Source organism: Pandoraea sp. PE-S2T-3, from assembly GCF_002179965.1.
In the GTDB taxonomy this organism is placed as follows: domain Bacteria; phylum Pseudomonadota; class Gammaproteobacteria; order Burkholderiales; family Burkholderiaceae; genus Pandoraea.
The window spans coordinates 102,350-120,057 of sequence record NZ_NGUQ01000007.1 but is presented as its reverse complement, the minus strand read 5'-3'; the positions used below and the strand labels follow the sequence as shown (position 1 = coordinate 120,057).

General features: G+C 63.4%; 15 protein-coding genes. 10 read left to right on the top strand and 5 right to left on the bottom strand.

Annotation, left to right across the window (positions count from 1 at the left end):
* Positions 1–288 precede the first annotated feature (288 nt).
* Entirely contained in the window at positions 289–1,359 is a 1,071-nt protein-coding gene (locus tag CDV46_RS02615; RefSeq protein WP_087721726.1) for a porin, read from the top strand.
* Positions 1,360–1,393: 34 nt separating this feature from the next.
* On the opposite strand, the gene CDV46_RS02610 is transcribed toward CDV46_RS02615, so the two are convergent.
* Positions 1,394–2,212, bottom strand: a complete 819-nt coding sequence (locus CDV46_RS02610) for an AraC family transcriptional regulator (protein WP_087721725.1) — start codon at positions 2,210–2,212, stop codon at positions 1,394–1,396.
* Between the two features lie 221 nt (positions 2,213–2,433).
* Here CDV46_RS02610 and CDV46_RS02605 point away from each other — a divergent pair, with 221 nt between their 5' ends.
* The 9 genes from CDV46_RS02605 to CDV46_RS02565 all read left to right on the top strand — a co-directional run bounded on the left by CDV46_RS02605 (position 2,434) and on the right by CDV46_RS02565 (position 12,237).
* Positions 2,434–3,357 carry an alpha/beta hydrolase fold domain-containing protein gene (locus CDV46_RS02605; RefSeq protein ID WP_176398987.1) on the top strand — a complete coding sequence of 308 codons (924 nt, stop codon included), beginning with the start codon at positions 2,434–2,436 and terminating at the stop codon, positions 3,355–3,357.
* A gap of 58 nt (positions 3,358–3,415) precedes the next feature.
* Positions 3,416–4,057, top strand: coding sequence for an FMN-binding negative transcriptional regulator (locus tag CDV46_RS02600; RefSeq protein ID WP_087721723.1), 642 nt, complete (start codon positions 3,416–3,418; stop codon positions 4,055–4,057).
* A gap of 133 nt (positions 4,058–4,190) precedes the next feature.
* Positions 4,191–5,333 carry a C45 family autoproteolytic acyltransferase/hydolase gene (locus tag CDV46_RS02595; RefSeq protein WP_087721722.1) on the top strand — a complete coding sequence of 381 codons (1,143 nt, stop codon included), beginning with the start codon at positions 4,191–4,193 and terminating at the stop codon, positions 5,331–5,333.
* Between the two features lie 83 nt (positions 5,334–5,416).
* Complete coding sequence (locus CDV46_RS02590; protein WP_087721721.1) at positions 5,417–6,286, top strand: hydrolase; 870 nt, start codon at positions 5,417–5,419, stop codon at positions 6,284–6,286.
* A 120-nt stretch (positions 6,287–6,406) separates the two neighbouring features.
* Positions 6,407–7,351, top strand: coding sequence for an ABC transporter permease (locus tag CDV46_RS02585; protein ID WP_087690191.1), 945 nt, complete (start codon positions 6,407–6,409; stop codon positions 7,349–7,351).
* Complete coding sequence (locus tag CDV46_RS02580; RefSeq protein ID WP_058376928.1) at positions 7,348–8,169, top strand: ABC transporter permease; 822 nt, start codon at positions 7,348–7,350, stop codon at positions 8,167–8,169. Before CDV46_RS02585 ends, CDV46_RS02580 begins: the two co-directional genes overlap by 4 nt.
* On the top strand, positions 8,166–9,935 hold the full coding sequence (locus CDV46_RS02575; protein WP_254915907.1) for an ABC transporter ATP-binding protein: 1,770 nt from the start codon (positions 8,166–8,168) through the stop codon (positions 9,933–9,935). Before CDV46_RS02580 ends, CDV46_RS02575 begins: the two co-directional genes overlap by 4 nt.
* Positions 9,932–10,645, top strand: coding sequence for a GntR family transcriptional regulator (locus tag CDV46_RS02570; RefSeq protein WP_087690189.1), 714 nt, complete (start codon positions 9,932–9,934; stop codon positions 10,643–10,645). Before CDV46_RS02575 ends, CDV46_RS02570 begins: the two co-directional genes overlap by 4 nt.
* Before the next feature lie 65 nt (positions 10,646–10,710).
* A complete protein-coding gene (locus tag CDV46_RS02565) occupies positions 10,711–12,237 on the top strand; it encodes an ABC transporter substrate-binding protein (RefSeq protein ID WP_058380027.1) in 1,527 nt (508 codons plus the stop codon).
* 146 nt (positions 12,238–12,383) lie between these two features.
* On the opposite strand, the gene CDV46_RS02560 is transcribed toward CDV46_RS02565, so the two are convergent.
* From CDV46_RS02560 to CDV46_RS02545, 4 genes are all read right to left on the bottom strand, one after another.
* A complete protein-coding gene (locus CDV46_RS02560; RefSeq protein ID WP_058376929.1) occupies positions 12,384–13,469 on the bottom strand; it encodes a porin in 1,086 nt (361 codons plus the stop codon).
* Between the two features lie 97 nt (positions 13,470–13,566).
* Positions 13,567–14,637 carry an ABC transporter ATP-binding protein gene (locus CDV46_RS02555; protein ID WP_087690186.1) on the bottom strand — a complete coding sequence of 357 codons (1,071 nt, stop codon included), beginning with the start codon at positions 14,635–14,637 and terminating at the stop codon, positions 13,567–13,569.
* On the bottom strand, positions 14,630–16,393 hold the full coding sequence (locus tag CDV46_RS02550; protein WP_087721719.1) for an ABC transporter permease: 1,764 nt from the start codon (positions 16,391–16,393) through the stop codon (positions 14,630–14,632). The genes CDV46_RS02555 and CDV46_RS02550 overlap by 8 nt, the downstream gene beginning before the upstream one ends.
* Positions 16,394–16,553: 160 nt before the next feature.
* Positions 16,554–17,657, bottom strand: a complete 1,104-nt coding sequence (locus CDV46_RS02545) for an ABC transporter substrate-binding protein (RefSeq protein WP_087721718.1) — start codon at positions 17,655–17,657, stop codon at positions 16,554–16,556.
* Between the last annotated feature and the right edge of the window lie 51 nt (positions 17,658–17,708).

Sequence of the window (17,708 nt, the reverse complement as noted above, 5' to 3'; positions counted from 1 at the left end):
GCATCCCTAAATTAAACCAACGTCGAAGGTCAACGGTGGTGAATTCGGTCGCCAAAAATCTGGAAAAAGCCGTGATTTCAAGTGTGGCCCGATTTCGAGATTTGATGACCTCGTAGGCGGGGCGATCAAAAAACAGCCCCCTACCATCAGTTCCGGAAGTGTCGCAGTGAGCAGTCGAGCAACGCTTCATGAGCCACGCTCTCGCGAGTTTTATCGAAAAAGCCATCGTGCGAATCACACGTGCGGGCGTCGCGAGAGTTTGATTTTTCACTTACAGAGAAGACCGACATGAAACATCACTTTTGCCGGCTTGGCGTCGCCGTGGGCACGCTGGCTGCACTCACTTCCGGCGCGCATGCGCAATCGAATGTCACGCTGTACGGGATCGTCGACCTCGGTATCGAAGCGCTCACGAACGTTCCCGGCGCGAACGGTAGCAAGACCACCCTCGTGCGAGAAACCTCGGGCAATATGGCCGGCTCGCGCTGGGGCATTCGCGGCACCGAAGACCTCGGCGGCGGCTACAAAGCGATCTTCGTGCTGGAAAACGGCTTCAGCGCCAACACGGGTGTCTCGGGGCAAAGCGGGCGCGAGTTCGGCCGTAAGTCGTTCGTCGGCCTGAGCGGCGCCTTCGGCACAGTGATGCTCGGCCGTCAGCAGAACCTGCTTTACGACATCTCCATTCGCTACGACCCGATGTTCTACGCCGCGTCGTACTCCGCTTACTCGCACGACCCGTATCTCGCAGCGCGCACCGACAACACCGTCAAGTACACGGGCAAGTTCGGCGGACTCACGTTCTCGACGATGTACAGCAGCGGCTACGACTCGACCATCCCCAACGGTGCGCAAGTACCGGGCCACTCGAAAGTGGGGCGCGATATGGGCGCAGGCGTGATGTACCAGAGCGGTCCGCTCGACGTCGGCCTCGTGTACGACCAGCGTCAGGGCACCTCGATCGATTCCGCCGACGATACGGCGCGACGCGTCATTGTCGGCATCGCCTACAAGCTGACCAGCACCGATCTCTACGCGGCGTACCGCTATCTGCAACAGACCGTCGGCAGCACGCAAACCCACACGCATCTCTACTGGGCGGGCGTCACGCAACACTTCTCGCCCGCTCTGACTCTCTCGGGCGCGGTGTATCACACGGATGTCGTCGGCTCGAACCAAGACCCGACATCGTTCGTGCTGGCGCTGGGCTACTACCTGTCGAAGCGCACCGACCTGTACTGGAACATGTCGTACGCGCTCAACCGCAACGGCTCGAATCTTGGCGTCGGCGGAATGGGGGTGAACGTGATCGCAGGGCAGAACCAGTTCGGCACCGTGGCGGGTGTTCGTCACCGGTTCTGACGATGGGGCAGGGCGCGCCTGCGAGCGAGACCTTTCAGTCTGCGCCGTGGCGCGCCAGCGGCGCCTGTGCCAGTCCGCCGAGATATTCCTTGGGTGTGCGGCCCATGGCCGTACGGAACATCGACGTGAACGCACTCGGGCTTTCATAGCCGAGATCCAGCGCAATGGTCGTGACGGCGTCGCCTGCGGCAAGACGCGAAAGTGCAACCATCAGCCGCAATTGCTGACGCCAGTGCGAGAACGTAATGCCCGTCTCGCTGCGGAAAAGGCGCGTGAGCGTGCGACGGCCGACGTTGCCGACGCGCGCCCAGTCATCGAGATCGCCATCGTTGCCCGGCTCCGCGAGCAGCATGCGACAGATGCGCAGCAAGCGCGGATCGTGCGGCATCGGCAGATGCAACGGCACCGTGGGTCCCCGGCAAATCTCGTCAACGATCAACGACATCACGCGACCGTCGCGGCCCTCGGGGTCATAGAGCGAGGGGATGTCGATGGCTTCGGAGATGAGGCTGCGCAACAGCGTGGAGACTTCGATGATGCAGCACGTGCTCGGCAGTTCGGCGGATACCGCCGGGTCGATATAGAGCGAACACGCGAGGATGGCCTGACCCCGGCCGTTGCAGTTGTGCGTCACGCCGGCGGGAATCCACGCGGCGCGATGCGGTGGCACGAGCCACGTGCCGGTGGCGGTCTCGATGGTGTACACGCCTTCGACGGCGAAGAGCAGTTGCGCACGCGGATGCGAGTGTGGCGGGTCTGCGTCGAGCAGTGTGGAGTCGCTGAAATCGGAAACCATGACCGCGACGGGCCGTGGCAAATCCTGATAGTCGACGGAGTGAGTACTTTTCTGCATTGGATGTTGGCCCGATTTCGCTACTGGATGTCCCTGCGCACGCGGCGACTTGATTTTTGGAACTCTAAAATTTTTTCGGTTCGTTGTCATTGGCATGACATTTCATCTGCCACCGCATTTGGCCCTGTAGCCACACTAACAATCTGAACCGGAAAATGAATAAAGAGATTCACCTACTTCATGCCGCAGACGATCCCGGACCCTCGCCGATCGATCCCGACATGACCCGCTTCATGGCGCTGCAAAGCGAAGACGGCGCAGCATTCACGCGCTGGGACCTCGGCACCGCAGCGCAAGCGCGCGAGGCGTTCGAAGTGATTCGCCGCCGTTGGGCAAGCGGCGGTCCGCAGATGCATCGCACCGTCGAGCGCGCTGTGTCTACGAGGCACGGCGACGTGCGCATCCGCGTTTATTACCCTCAAGAACAGGCGTCGTTGCCCGCGTTGATCTATCTGCACGGCGGCGGCTTCGTCGTGTTCAGTCTCGATACGCATGACCGTGTGATGCGTGAATACGCCGCGCGCGCGGGCGTGGCGGTGGTGGGCGTCGACTACTCGCGCTCGCCGGAAGCCCGCTTCCCCCGAGCACTCGAAGAGATTGTCGACGTGACGCGCTGGCTGCATCGCCACGCCGACACGCTGGGCCTCGACGCACAGGCGCTGCTCATCGGTGGCGACTCCGCCGGTGCCAACCTGTCGCTGGGCACGGCGCTGCAATTGCGCGACGCCGGTGAGAGCCTGCTGCGCGGCATGGTGTTCAACTACGGCGCGTTCGACATGATTCCGTGGCGCGACTCGTTTGCCCGCTTCGGAGGCGGCGAGTATTCGCTCTCGTCGCACGACATGGTGTGCTTCGTGAACCGCTACATCAATCACCGCGACGACCTCTCGGACCCGCGCTGCCGCCCGATTGTGGCGAGCCTCGACAACCTGCCCCCCGCCTGCTTCGCCATTGCCGAACTCGATCCGCTCTACGACGAGAACATCGAGATGGCCGAACGGCTGCGCAATGCCGGTGTGCCCGTGAGCGCGACGGTCTACCCGGGCACGATCCACAGCTTTCTCGAAGCCGTGTCGATCGCTGGCGTCAGCGACCGGGCCTTCGCGGAGCAGGCCGAATGGATCAGACAGCGCGTGAGCGCATGACCCGCGTCACCGCCACGCCCCTCATTCAAGTCTTCTGCCTACAGGAACAGGATCGCTGATGTACCGCCCGGAACCCTATCAAGAAAACTCACCCGAGACGTTGCGCTCACTCATGCGCCGCTGGCCGTTCGCCGCGCTCGTCACGTTCGGCCCGTCGGGTATGACCGCGACGCATCTGCCGTTTCTGATCGACGTCGATGCCGACGGCAACACGCTGCTGATCACCCATTTGTCGCGCCGCAACACGCAGTACGACGACCTGAGCCAGGGCTGCCACGCCATGGTGATCTTTCAGGGCCCCAGCGCCTATATCTCGCCGAGCTGGTATGACGAGAAGCGCACGTTCCCCACATGGAACTACGCCGCGATTCACGCGTATGGCGACATTCAGGTGGTCGACGACGCCGACGGCATCAAGCACATCCTCGATCGCGTGGTCGAGACGTTCGACGGGCCGATTGCCGGGGAGTGGACCTTCGCCGGTATCCCCGCAGAACAGACCGAATTGCGCCTGCCGAAAATCGCAGGGGTCGTGATGAAAGTCTCGCGGCTGGACGGCGCACTCAAGCTCAATCAGGACCACAGCGATGCCGACAAACACGGCGTGATTGCTGCGCTGGAATCACGCGAAGACGCCGGTGGCCGTGAGATTGCGGCGCTCATGCGAGCGACGCTGGGCGCTGTGGAACGGTCAGCGTAAACACCGACGTAAATAATTTTTTTCCCGTTTTTGGCGCCAATATGATTGGCTAAATCATGCCGGTATCTGTGCAAACGTCGCAGCCGATGGGGTCGATGTCACAGGTTTCGCTATTCCGGAGCTTAGTCACGCTATGACGACATTCCAGCAGTTTTCGCAGTTTCCGTTCGTTTCCGTGAGCGGCCGCCCCTACGACCGGGGCGTGCAGTACGGCAAGCAGGCGCAAGACCGGGTGCGCGCGAGCGCAGCCATGTACGGCCGCACGATCGACGAACTGGGTTACACCGCCAGCGCCCGCGCAGCGCTCTTCAAGCACTTTGAAGGGCACATCGGCACGGTCGATCCGACCTATCTCGACGAGATGCACGGTATTGCCGATGGCGCAGGCGTGTCGTTCGCCGACATCGTGATGATCAACGCCCGCACGGAAGTGCTGGCCAAAGCCCGTGCCGACCAGGCCACCGCAGAGGGCGAAGAGCTTCAGGACGGTTGCACCGGCGCCATCGTGTTGCCGGAGCGCTCGGCCAGCGGCAATCTGCTGCACGCCCAGAACTGGGACTGGCGCGCCGACTGCGTGAACACCGGTGTCGTGCTGCGTGTGCAACGTGATGACGGCCCCGACTTTCTGACGTTCGTGGAAGCCGGTGGTCTGGCGCGCAGCGGCATGAACAGCGCAGGCGTTTCCATCACCGCCAACTATCTGGAATCGGACCGCGACTTCAAGCAACTCGGCGTGCCGCTGGCAATTCTTCGCCGCAAGGTGCTCGATCAGCCGGTGTTCGCGAACGCCCTTAAGGCCGTCGCCACCGCACCGAAGTCGTGCTCGAACAACATCATGCTCGGCATGGCGCAAGGGTTTGCCATCGACTTCGAGTGCACCACCAACGAAGCTTTTCCGCTGTACCCCGGCGAGGATCAATTGATCGTGCACGCCAACCACTGGGTGAGCCCGGTCGCACGCACGAAGCTGGTCGATACCGGCTGCGAGAACTCGGCCGACAGCTACTACCGCGACTGGCGCGTGCGCAAGCTGCTCAACAGCACGCCGATGATTTCGCGCGACAGACTCAAGCAAGCGCTGTTCGATGATTTCGGCACGCCGTTCTCCGTGTGCCGCCCGCCGCGCGAAGGCGTGCGTCACTCGATGACGGCCTCCGTGGCGATGGTCGTGATGGAACCCGCCGTCGGCGAGATGGACGTGGCACCGATGCCCGCCCTCAACCGCGTATTCACGCGCTATCGCCTCGAAGGCGAACCGACGCTGCTCGAAGCGTAAGGCGATCACGGGCGCCAGTCAGTGCGCCCGATCCCGCCAGCCGCCGCTCCTATTCATAGATTCGAAAATATCTCGCATCAACCATGACCAAGACCACTACCGACGCCGCCAATTTGAGCACCGAAGCTCGCACCCGCAACCTTTACGACCTCGGTTCGACGACGATCTTCTCTTACGCGGGCGATCCGCGCTTTGCCTACGCCCTGTATGTGCCGAAGGCCATCACGCAACCGGGCAATCGCGTCGAGCTGGTGGTTGTCGTGCACGGCACGGGCCGCCAGTTCACCAACTATCGCGACGCGTTCGCGGAGTTCGGCCGCTGGCAAGACTGCCTGATCCTGTGCCCGTTGTTCCCGGTCGGCGTGCGCGGCGACGGCAACCCCGGCGGTTTCAAGCATCTGGTGGAAGCGGACATTCGCTACGACGACGTATTGCTGGGCATGGTCGATGAAGTCAGCCGCAAATACGAAGCGTCATTCGACAAGTTCGCGCTGTTCGGTTATTCGGGCGGCGGTCAGTTCGTCAATCGCTTCGGCTATCTGCATCCGGAACGTCTGTGGGCGCTGTCGATCGGCGCGCCGGGTTCGGTCACGCTGCTCGACGCGCAGCAGAACTGGTGGGTCGGCATTGGTGACATGCAGCAACGCTTCGGCAAGGCGCTCGATCTCGACGCGCTGCGCAGCGTGCCGGTGCACATGGTCGTTGGTAAAGCCGACCTCGAAACGTGGGAAATCACGCACCGGGAAGGTGGCCCGCACTTCATGCCGGGCGCCAATTCGGCCGGTGCCAATCGGCAGGAGCGCCTCGCCTCGCTGCGCGATTCGTTCGAACGCGCGGGTGTCGATGTGACCTTCGACGTGATCGACAACATGCCGCACAACGGCATGCTGGCCGTGCCCGCCGTGCAGGACTTCCTGGCCGATGTGCTTCGCAAGAAGCGCAGGGAAGCCTGAGCCGTTGGCCGGTCACTGACGGATTCCGCCGATGCCACCGATGTGCGCCGCGAGCGCCACGAGCGCCATTGCAGCCCCCGCAGTTGTTCCATGCGGTCGTCCTAACTAGGGAGCGCGAACATGCTTCGTTTTCTGTTGTCCCGGATTCTCGCCGCGACACCCACGCTGTTGATCGTGACGGTGTCGGTGTTCGTGATGATCCGGCTGGTGCCGGGCGACCCTGCGCAGTTGCTGCTTGGCGATTTGGCCGATCCGGTCTCGCTCGCCGCCATGCGCGTCAAGATGGGGCTCGATCAGCCGTGGACCACCCAGTTCTGGATCTGGTTCTCCGGCGCGCTGCACGGCGATCTGGGGACGTCGATCACTACCGGTGAGCCGGTGCGCTCGCTGGTCTGGGCGCGCTTCATCACCAGCGCGCAGGTCGTGTTGTGTGCCGTGTTGTTCGCGGCCCTCGTCTCGGTGCCCGCCGGCATGATCGCCGCGTGGAAGCAGAACAAGCTGCCCGATCTGTTGCTCGTGGGCGGTGCCACACTGCTGGTGTCGATGCCCGCGTTCTGGCTCGGTCTGTTGATCCTGTTGTTCTTCGGGCTGAAGCTGCAATGGCTGCCGGTGGTGGGCTACGTGTCGATTGCCGACGACTGGCGCGCCGGGTTGCTGTATCTCGTCATGCCGATTCTTACGCTGTTCCTGCATGAAATCGGCGTGCTGATTCGCATGGCCCGCGCCAGCACGCTCGACGTGTTGCGTCTGGACTACGTGACCCATGCCCGCGCCAAGGGGCTGTCGGAGCGTGCGGTGCTGATGAATCACGTGTTCCGTAATTCGTTCGGCCCGACGTGGACACTGATCGGGCTGGTGCTCGGCAACCTGCTCGGCGGCATTGCCGTGGTGGAGACGGTGTTCACTATCCCGGGGCTTGGCCGTTTGCTCGTCGACTCGATCTTCGCCCGCGACTATCCGGTCATTCAGGGGTGTCTGCTGTGCGTGGCGACGGTGTACGTCGTGGTGAACCTCGTGATCGATCTTTGCTATCCCCTCTTTGATCCCCGGGTGACGGTGCAATGAGAAAACGCCTCTTCTCCAACGCCACGATTGGTGGCCTGCTGCTCGCGTTTCTGGTCATCTGCGCCATTCTCGGCGCGGTATGGACGCCGTTCGATCCGCTGCGCATTCATTTCCCGACGCGGCTGCATCCGCCGGGCGGTGTGCACCTGCTGGGCACCGACGAGTTCGGCCGCGACGAGTTGTCACGACTGCTCAGTGGCGCGGCGACGAGCTTTCTGATCGCCTCGCTGACGGTGTTCTTCGCCATCGTGCTTGGCTGCACGATCGGCCTGCTGGCGGGCTTCGCCCGAGGCTGGACCGACCGCATCATCATGACGTTCAACAACGCGATGCTGGCGTTTCCGGGGCTGCTGCTGGCGCTCGGCCTGCTCACCATCGTCGGTCCGAACCAGTACGGCATCGTGCTTGCGCTGTGTCTGGCGTACACGCCGTCGGTGGTGCGCGTGGTGCGCGGAGCTGTGATGTCGTTGCGCGAACGTGAGTTCGTGGAGTCATCACGCGTGCTCGGCAATTCCGACCTGTACACGATGTTCCGTCACGTGTTGCCGAACTGTATTGCGCCGATCTCGGTGCTGGCGACGTCGATGTTCGGCTGGGTGATTCTGGCCGAGAGCGCGCTGTCGTTCCTCGGTCTCGGCGTGCCGCCGCCCGCGCCCACGTGGGGCAACATGCTCGCGTCGGCCCGTCCGTTTATTTCGCAGGCAAGCTATCTGTCGATCTTCCCGGGCCTGTGCATCGCGCTCACGCTGCTGGCCATCAACCTCGCCGGCGATGCCGTGCGAGATCGCCTCGACCCACGCATGCGGGGGATGAAATGAGCCTTGCGCGTTCCGAGCTCTCCGAGCACATCGATCTTTCGTCCGGGCCCTCTGCGATGCCGCATTCGTCGTCTTCTCTGAACGTGTCTGCCGCCCCCGATGCCCGCGCTATCCCCGCGAAGTCGGTGCTTTCGGTGGAAAACCTCACGCTGACGATCGGTCAGGGTGGCCGCGAGATCGTCTCCAACGTGTCGTTCGACATCGCTCCCGGCGAGATCGTCGGCATCGTAGGCGAGTCGGGCAGCGGCAAAACACAGGCGGCACGCGCCGTGTTGCGTCTGAATCCCGAGCCGGTGGTGCGGGCAGGCGGACGCATCGTGTTTGCCGGTGAAGATATGGCGCAGGCCAGCGTGAAGCGGCTGCGCGAGTTGCGCGGCGGCAGCATCGGCATGGTGTTTCAGGAGCCGATGACGTCGCTCAATCCGTCGATGACCATCGGGCGGCAGTTGGGTGAGGCGCTGCGTCTGCATCGCCCGAAGATGTCGGCGGCCGAGCGCAACGAGCGCATTCTCGACATGCTCAACCGTATCGGCATGCGCGACCCCAAAGGGGCACTCACGGCGTGGCCGCATGAGTTCTCGGGCGGTATGCGCCAGCGCATCATGCTCGCGTCGGTGATGTTGCTGGCACCCGCGCTGCTGATTGCCGACGAGCCGACCACCGCGCTTGACGCACTCGTGCAGCGCGACGTGTTGGAGTTGTTGGTGTCGCTCACCCGTGAGCACGACACCGCCGTGTTGATGATCAGTCACGATCTGCCGATGGTGGCGCGTTACACCGAGCGCATGGTCGTGATGGAGCGCGGCAAGGTGGTGGAGCGCGGCACGACGGCGGATGTGCTCGCCGCGCCGCGCGAGCCGTACACCCGCAAGCTGTTGATGGCGATGCCGCATCGGCTGCCCGCACGCGAGCCCATTACGCGCGCACCGGTGGTCGACGTGAAGGGGTTGTCGGTCGAATACGCGGGGCGTCAGCGGTTGTTCTCCAAGACCGAACGCAAGCAGGCGCTGAAGGACGTGAGCGTCCATGTGCGCCCGGGGGAAGTGGTCGCGGTGGTGGGGGCATCGGGGTCGGGCAAGACGACGCTGGGCCGCACCATTGCCGGGCTGATTCAACCGTCGGGCGGCGAGATTCTGTTCGATGGCCGCGCGATCCATCGCTCCGACGCCGCATGGCGTGAATACCGCCTGAATTGCCAGATGGTGTTTCAGGACCCGAGCGCGTCGCTCAATCCAAGAATGACGGTGCGCCAGTTGGTCGGCGAGGGACTGCGTCACGTATCGGGGCTGTCGCGCGCCGATGTGCAGAACCGTGTCGATGAAGTGCTCACCGAAGTCGGGCTTGAAACGGCTCACGGGGCACGTCTGCCGCATGAACTCTCCGGTGGACAGCGCCAACGCGTGGCGATTGCCCGTGCCATCGTGCGGCGGCCGTCGTTCGTGATTGCTGACGAGCCCGTCTCCGCGCTGGACGTCACGGTGCGCGCACAAGTGCTCGAAGTGTTCGCCAAACTTCAGCGCAGCCATGGCTTCTCGTGCCTGTTCATCAGCCACGATCTGGGCGTGGTGGAACAGTTGGCCGACCGGGTTATCGTGATGCGCGACGGCGCCATTGTCGAACAAGGAACACGCGACGAAGTGTTCGACACGCCGCGACACGAATACACTCGCGAATTGCTGCGCGCGATACCGATGCTCACCCCCACGTCCGGTGGCGGTGTCGCCTTGCGTCAGCGTTCGTGTGGACCGGAGACATCGGCAATATGAGTACCGAAAAAAGCGCGCAAAACCTGGTGGACCGCATCGTCCAAGACATTCAAGCGGGCGTGCTCACGCCCGGCAGCTGGCTCAAGCAGATTGATTTGCAGACCCGCTACGACGTGACGCGTCTGGAAGTGCGTCGCGCACTCGACCAGTTGACGGTCATGCGCGTGACGGCGCACGTGCCCAACTGCGGTTATCACATCGAGTCGATCGACACCGACCGTCTGCATGACATTCGCGAGATGCGCGTCATCGTGGAACTCGGGGCCGCCGCCGATCTGATCGATCACGTGACCCCGGCACAGATTGTCCGGTTGCGCGAGCTTGCCGAGCAGTTTCATGCGCTGACCTTCGACGGCACGGTGCTCGACATGCACCCCGTCAACGCGGAGTTTCACGGTCTGCTGTACTCCGCCTGCCAGAACAAAGAACTGCCGAAACTGATTCTGGAGCTGCGCACCCGCATGCCGTCAGGCATGGCGACGCAGAACCGCACGCGCGCGCGTATCGAAGCGTCGTCGCTTGAGCACTTTGCCATCGTCGACGCCGTTGAAGCCCGCGATCTCAAGGCGCTGCAACGCGTCATCGCGGCGCACGTGCGACAACCGGCTACGCCCGCCAAACCCGCAAAGTCGGCCAAGCCCGCCAAGTCCGGCGACGCAAGTCCGTCGCGTGGCACCGTCAAAACCAAGTCGTCCGTGGAGAAGAAATGAGAGATCGTTCGTTGGCTGGTTGGCAGGTCGTTCGCAATCTTCCGGGGGCGCGCGCCGTGGGTGCGATGGCACTGGCCGGTGCGCTGTGCCTGCCGGGCGCGGCGTTCGCGCAGACGCTCAACGTGGCGCTTGCCGCCGACATCCGCTCGACGGACCCCGGCGTGAACCGCGACGACATGACCGATGCTGTCGTGTTGCATGTGGTCGAAGGGCTGGTCGGTTATCGCGAGAACGGCACCGTTGCCCCGTTGCTGGCCGAATCGGTGGACGTCTCGAAAGACGGCATGACTTACACGTTCAAGCTGCGCCGCGACGTGCATTTCCATAACGGTGCGGCACTCACGTCGGCCGATGTGCTCTGGAGCTGGCAGCGCTACACGAACCCCAAGACCGGCTGGGCCTGTCTGGACGAGTTCGATGGCCGCAAGGGCTTGAAGGTGACGAAGGTCAGCGCACCCGATCCGTACACCGTGGTGATGCAACTCAACCGCCCGGCAAGCCTGTTCCTCGATACGCTGGCGCGCACGTACTGCGGCATGACGGCGGTGATCAACAAGGCTTCGCTGAAGCCCGACGGCACGTGGGACAAGCCCATCGGCACGGGGCCGTTCAAGCTGACGGAGTGGAAGCGCGGCGAGTACGTGATGATGAACGCGTATGCCGGATACAAGTCGCCACCGGGCACGCGTCCCGACGGCTACGTGGGTGCGAAAGCCCCGCTGGTCGACGCGGTGAAGTTCGCCATCGTGCCGGACACGGCGAGTGCCAAGGCCGGGCTGCAATCGGGCGCGTTGTCCGTCGCACGCGTGGCACCGTCGGACGTGGTGGAGCTTCAGGCCGACAAGCGGCTCAAGATCATCGTCGGCCAGTTGGCGTCGAAGAACGCGCTGCTGATCCAGACACGCGATCCGGTGGTCGGCAATCAGAAGCTGCGGCAGGCGATTGCCGCGTCGCTCGATATCCCGCAGATCGCCGAGGCCATTTCGGAAGGTCACGGCGGCCCCAATTCATCGGCGGTGCCGACGACGTCGTCGTACTACGACGCGACGCAGAAGAAGAGCTACACCTACGATCCGGCACTGGCCAAACGTCTGCTGAAAGAGGCAGGCTACAAGGGCCAGAAGATCGTGATCTTCGCCAACAAGCGCGTGAATGTGCCGAGCTACACCATCGCCGTCATCGCGCAGGCCATGATGCAGGCCGTGGGGATCAATGCCGTGATCGAGGTGCTGGAGTGGACGACGCAGCTGGATCGTTACTACAGCGGTGCGTATCAGATCAGCTCGTTCTCGTATTCGTCGCGCATCGACCCGGCACTGAGCTATGAACAGTTCTCGGGCGACAAGACGAAGCAGCCGCAGAAGGTCTGGGAAGACCCGCGTGCGCTGGCACTGATCGATCAAAGCCGCGAGGAACCTGACCCGGTCAAGCGGCAGGCCATGTTCGACCAACTCCACACGATGATGCTCGATCAGGTGCCGCTCATCTTGCTGAGCAACGGTGTTGAACCGTGGGCTGTAGGCCGCCGCGTGGAAGGCTTTGCCGCTTGGGAGGGCAAGCCGCGCCTCTGGCAGACGCGACTCGCGAAATAAAAAAACGGTAACGGCCTGACTTGCGCGTTTAGCGGTACCCCCCGCTATGGTCAGGCCGTCACCTGAGGAAAAACGTCAGCGATTGAACCGCGACCCGATCAACCACCCGATCGGACGCGAGTTCAGCCGCGGGATTAGACGCTTGATCAGAAGCGGTGCTGGATGCCGGCGGTCACACCGACCTGCGTGTCGGCGGCACCGACGAGGTCACGCGACAGGCTGACCTTCTGGCCGTGCTTCGCAAATGCGTAGCCACCCGACAGGTACAGCGACGTACGCTTGGACATCGCGTATTGCGCGCGCAGCGAGATCAGCGTCGGGTCGGCATCGCCCGCATCCTTGATGTCCTGATGGTAGATCGCGCCATACAGCGTGAAGGCCGGCGTGAAGTCGTACGAGCCGCCCAGCCAGTACATATCGCTGCGCAGCGATGCCGTGCCTGCCGTGATGAACGTCTTCTTGTAGTTGCGATACCCGGCCATTACCTTCGCGGGGCCAAAGCTGTAGCTCGCGCCCGCGTGAATCCCCTGAATGTAATCCGTCGTGTCGGCAGGGCTCGTGCTCGTACCGGCGCCGTTCTGGCGGTCGTACGTCGCCACCACGGCGAACGGACCGTTTTCGTAGCCGACGGCGAAGTCATACTTCGAGCTCGTCTTCATGCTGCCCGGCACGTTGCCGAAGCCATACATCGCCCCGAGTTTCAGACCGTTGAACTCACCGTCGTAGCGCACGGCGTTGGCCGAGCGCGAGAACAGGCCGTCCTTGCGGGCGCCCGTGGCGGTCGAGCTGGTGGCCCACGAGTAGTTCGGCGCATAACCCATCGGGTCGAACTGGAGCATGTAGTCGTACGTTGTCGTGAACGTACGGCCGATGGTCACTTGCCCCCACTTCTTCTGCGACAGACCGACCGTGGCGCGGCGATCGAAGATCGCGCCGGGGCCGTCATCGAACTGGCCGTTGACCAGATTGATACCGCTTTCCAACTGGAACACGGCCTTGAGGTCGTTGCCCAGATCTTCGGAGCCCTTGAAGCCGAAGCGCGACGTGTTCTTGCCGCCCGACACGGCGCGTGCTGCTCCGCCGTTGTCGCTCGCATGGTTCACATACTCCACGCCGGCGTCGACGATCCCGTAAATCGTCACGTTCGACTGTGCGTGAGCCTGACTGGCCAGCGCGGCGCCCAGCACGCCCAGTGCCGTCGTTGCGGCCAGACCGATACTGCTTCGTTTCATTGTTGTCTCCTCTTTCTTCTGTTTCTCTTGGTATTGCGCGGGAGAGCGCCCGCGCGTCGCTTGGGATGGCGTCTGTCTCCGGTCTCGTACGGCGGGCTTAGGCGTTGGATTGTGCAAACGCCCAGCAGTCGTTGGCCGGGAATTCGATCCAGTGATGGCCCGGGTCGCGCGGCACGTGACCGAATGCACGGAAGCGCAGCGCGCCGCAATGGAACAGGTATTCCCAGCGGTCGCCCAGATACATCGACGTGACGAGTTGTGCGCCCACGCGGTTGTGGCCCGGGCCGTCGGCGACCTGCACGCGCTCAAGGCGAATCACGGCTTGTGCGTCCTGACCCGGTGCGAGCGTGTCGCGGGCGCGGGCCTGCAAGGCGAAGCCGTCGCCTGCCAGCGTGACGAATTCGCCATCGACCGCGCTCACGGTCGCGTCGATGCGGTTGTTGCTGCCCATGAACTCCGCCGTGTAGAGCGAGCGCGGCGAGCCGTACAGCTCTGCCGGGGTGCCTTCCTGCTCGATACGGCCGTTGCGCAGCAGCAGAATGCGATCCGACATCGCCATGGCTTCGGTCTGATCGTGCGTCACGCACAAGGCCGACAGCCCCAGCGAGACGATCAACTCGCGCAGCCACGCCCGTGCTTCTTCGCGCAACTTGGCGTCGAGGTTCGAGAGCGGCTCGTCGAGCAGAATGACGGGCGGGTTGTAGACGAGGGCGCGGGCGATGGCCACACGTTGTTGTTGACCGCCGGACAACTGGAACGGAAAGCGCTCGGCCAGATGGCCCAAGCCCAGTTGATCGAGGGCGCTTTGTACGCGTTCGCGGCGCTCAGTCGCACCGACCTTGCGCAGCTTCAGGCCGTAGCCGACGTTATCGGCCACCGTGCGATGCGGCCACAGCGCATACGACTGAAACACCAGCCCGAGCGAGCGCTGTTCGACGGGGCAATCGATGCTTTTCGCGCCGTCGAAGAAGACCTGATCGTCCAGCGCGATGCGGCCTTCCGACGGTTGTTCGAGACCGGCCACGGCACGCAGGAGCGTGGTCTTGCCACTGCCCGATGCGCCGAGCAGGCACACGACTTCACCAGCTTTGAGTTCGAACGACACACCCTTGAGGATCGGGTTGGTGCCATAGCTCAGAAAGAGGTTGTCGACGACGAGCTTATCCATGCAATTTGACTCCGAAGCGCAACGCCACGCCCAGACCGGCGCCGACCATCGCGATGTTGATGACAGAGAGCGCGGCCACCTGATCGACTGCGCCGGTCGCCCACAGCGACACGAGCAGCGAGCCGATCACTTCCGTGCCCGGCGAGAGCAGATAGACGGCGGTGGAGTATTCGCGCTCGAAAATCATGAAAATGAGCAGCCACGCGGCAAGCAGGCCGAAACGCACCAGCGGCAGCGTGACGTCGAGACTCACGCGGCTGCGCGTGCCGCCCACGCTGCGGCCCGCTTCTTCCAGCTCGGGGCCGACTTGCAGCAGGGCGCTCTGGATGAGTCGCATGCCGTAGGCGAGCCACACCACCGTGTAGGCCACCCAGATGCTCCACATCGAGTTCTTGAGTTCCTTCAAGCCCGGCACGAAGAGGAAGATCCACAGGAACGCCAGACCCGCGAGCAAGCCCGGCACGGCGCGCGGCAGCAGCACGATGTAGTCGAGCAGCTTGGCGGCCCAGTCGTCGCGACGGTGCCCGGCAAAGGCGACGAGCGAGTAGAAGCCCACGGCCATCGCGCCACCGATCACACCGATGCCGAGCGTATTGAGAATGGCGCGCACGAGGTTGTCTTGCTCGAACAGCTCTTCGAAATTCGAGAGCGTGAGCACTTCGGCGATCGCGACGCCTTCGCCCCAGTGCGTGACGAACGAGCGCAGCACGATGCCCGAGATCGGCACGATCACCGTCACCAGCAGCCACGTCACAACGATGCCCAGCGCAATCCAGCGCCACACGCCCAGCGGCAGCACGGTTTGCCGGCCAGCCTTGCCCTTGACCGTCACGTACTTGTTGGCGCGCTTGAGCAAGTGACGCTGCAACAGCACGAGCGGGAAGGTGATCGCCACGATGCACATCGCCACGGCCGCCATCAGGTGATACGACGGCACACCGAGCTTGTTGGTCAGCTTGTACAGGTAGGTCGCCAGCACCAAGTGACCTTCAGGATCGCCCAGCACGAGCGGCAGACCGAAGACTTCGAAGCCGAGGAAGAACACCAGCACGCCCGCGAACAACAGCGCAGGCATGGTCATCGGCAGGCTGACGTCGAGTGCAACGCGGAACGGGCGCGCACCGGCGACGCGGGCGGCTTCTTCCACGTCGGAGCCGAGGTTGCGCAGCGCAGCCGACGAGTAGAGGTAGACGTGCGGCACGTGCGTGAAGCCCACGATCACGGTGATCGCGAAGATCGAGTAGACCGACCACGGCGCATCCATGCCCGTGAGTTCGCGGAACCACACCGAGTAGAAACCGACGGGGCCGGCGGCGACCACGTAGCCGAACGCGAGCACCATCGGCGAGACGAAGACGGGCGTGAGCAGCAGCGGTTCGAGCCAGCGGCGGCCCGGCAGATCGGTACGCACCATCAGGAACGCGAGAATGCCGCCGAGCGGGATCGAGATGAACAGCATCCCGAACGCGATGATGAAAGAGTTCTTTACCGCCGACCAGAAATCGGGGTCGGTGAAGATGAAGCGGTAACCGTCGATGCCGAACGTGCGGTTCGCATCGAAGAACGGCGCCGACAGCAGGCTCTGCACGACGATGAACGACAGCGGCAGCAGCACGGCAATCGTGAGCACGGCGATGACCATCCAGCGTGAGGTCGCCGCGAGCGCACGCCATGGCGACGCAACAAGATGAGGCACGCCAGCGCGCGAGCGTGCGGACGGCGCCGCAGAGCGGGTGTCGGTAGTAGACGACAGCATGAAGGTCTCCCTGCGCCACGCAGGGCGCATATCGAGAATGGCTTGGGGAGAGGCGGGCCGCGTGCGCGGCCGCCAGAATTACAGGTGAATCGGGTGAATCGGGTGAATCGCGTGCATCAGGTGAACCGGCGGCGCAGCGGGACTGGCTGCGTCAGACCGGTCAGCGCTTGATGGACTGTTGCCAGCGCTTCAGGAATTCGAGGCGCTTGGATTGGTCGAGGTAGACGAGCAGGCCCGCACCGATCGGAATCGGCTTGAGCGCGGCGCCCAGTTGCTGCGTGAGGTTGGCCATCGAGGTCTCGCCTTCCACGTCGGCGCGGATCGAGAACAGGTTGGCTTGATTCGCGAGCAGCGTCTGGCCGCGCTTCGAGAGCAGGTAGTCGACCCAGAGCTTGGCGGCGTTGACGTTCTTGGCCTTCTTCGAGATGGTGACCAGACGGCTCACCACCTGCGTGTAATCGCGCGGGTAGACGTAGCCGATCGACGGGTCCTTCTTCGCCTTGGCAAACGCGTACGAGCCGAGAATGTTGTAGCCGATCAGGTTCTCGCCCGACGAAATGCGCTCCATCATCGCGCCCGTGCTCGATTGCAGCTTTGGGTTGAGGGCACCCATCGCGCCCACGAGTTCCCACGTGACTTCCGGGTTCACGCGCGCGTCTTGCGTGAGGTAGTTGAAGCCCACACCGGATTTCTCGATGTCGTAGGTCGTGACCTTGCCCTTGAACTTGGCCGGGTCCGACTGCAACAGCTTGATGAGTTCGACACGCGTTTGCGGCACTTGGTCGGCCGGCAGCAGACGCTTGTTGTAGACAATGGCGAGCGGCTCGTAGGTCGTGCCGTAAGCCTGCTTCTGGTACTGCGCCCATTGGGGGATGTGTGACGACTCGGGCGATTCGTAGCTCGCCATCGTGCCGTCGTTCACGAGCTTGACCTGGAGGTCCATGGCCGAGCTCCAGAGCACGTCGGCGCTGGTGCTGTTGGCGGCGTACTCGCTGATGTAGCGGTTGTACAGCTCGGTGCTGTTCATATCGTTGTACTCGACCTTCACACCGTAGAGTGCCTCGAAGTCCTTGATGAGCGGACGCACGAGGGCGGTGTCGGTCACCGAGTACACGATCAGCTTGCCTTCTTTCTTGGCCCCGTCGATGGTGGCCTGATAGTTCGCCGGGTACCCGGCGGGCACCTGCGCGTGAGCGGCGGACAGGCCGGTCGCGAACAGTGCGGCGGCGGCCACGCAGCGCCCAAGCAGTTGCGTTTGCTTCATGTCTTCCTCCAGAGCCCCCTTGAACGGGGTTTGTCGTTTTCTCGTGGCGCA

Coding starts and splice junctions, on each gene's coding strand:
- CDV46_RS02545 (WP_087721718.1), bottom strand. CDS start 17,657: ATGAAGCAAACGCAACTGCTTGGGCGCTGCGTGGCCGCCGCCGCACTG.
- CDV46_RS02565 (WP_058380027.1), top strand. CDS start 10,711: ATGGCACTGGCCGGTGCGCTGTGCCTGCCGGGCGCGGCGTTCGCGCAG.
- CDV46_RS02570 (WP_087690189.1), top strand. CDS start 9,932: ATGAGTACCGAAAAAAGCGCGCAAAACCTGGTGGACCGCATCGTCCAA.
- CDV46_RS02560 (WP_058376929.1), bottom strand. CDS start 13,469: ATGAAACGAAGCAGTATCGGTCTGGCCGCAACGACGGCACTGGGCGTG.
- CDV46_RS02600 (WP_087721723.1), top strand. CDS start 3,416: ATGTACCGCCCGGAACCCTATCAAGAAAACTCACCCGAGACGTTGCGC.
- CDV46_RS02590 (WP_087721721.1), top strand. CDS start 5,417: ATGACCAAGACCACTACCGACGCCGCCAATTTGAGCACCGAAGCTCGC.
- CDV46_RS02595 (WP_087721722.1), top strand. CDS start 4,191: ATGACGACATTCCAGCAGTTTTCGCAGTTTCCGTTCGTTTCCGTGAGC.
- CDV46_RS02615 (WP_087721726.1), top strand. CDS start 289: ATGAAACATCACTTTTGCCGGCTTGGCGTCGCCGTGGGCACGCTGGCT.
- CDV46_RS02575 (WP_254915907.1), top strand. CDS start 8,166: ATGAGCCTTGCGCGTTCCGAGCTCTCCGAGCACATCGATCTTTCGTCC.
- CDV46_RS02555 (WP_087690186.1), bottom strand. CDS start 14,637: ATGGATAAGCTCGTCGTCGACAACCTCTTTCTGAGCTATGGCACCAAC.
- CDV46_RS02580 (WP_058376928.1), top strand. CDS start 7,348: ATGAGAAAACGCCTCTTCTCCAACGCCACGATTGGTGGCCTGCTGCTC.
- CDV46_RS02585 (WP_087690191.1), top strand. CDS start 6,407: ATGCTTCGTTTTCTGTTGTCCCGGATTCTCGCCGCGACACCCACGCTG.
- CDV46_RS02605 (WP_176398987.1), top strand. CDS start 2,434: ATGACCCGCTTCATGGCGCTGCAAAGCGAAGACGGCGCAGCATTCACG.
- CDV46_RS02610 (WP_087721725.1), bottom strand. CDS start 2,212: ATGCAGAAAAGTACTCACTCCGTCGACTATCAGGATTTGCCACGGCCC.
- CDV46_RS02550 (WP_087721719.1), bottom strand. CDS start 16,393: ATGCTGTCGTCTACTACCGACACCCGCTCTGCGGCGCCGTCCGCACGC.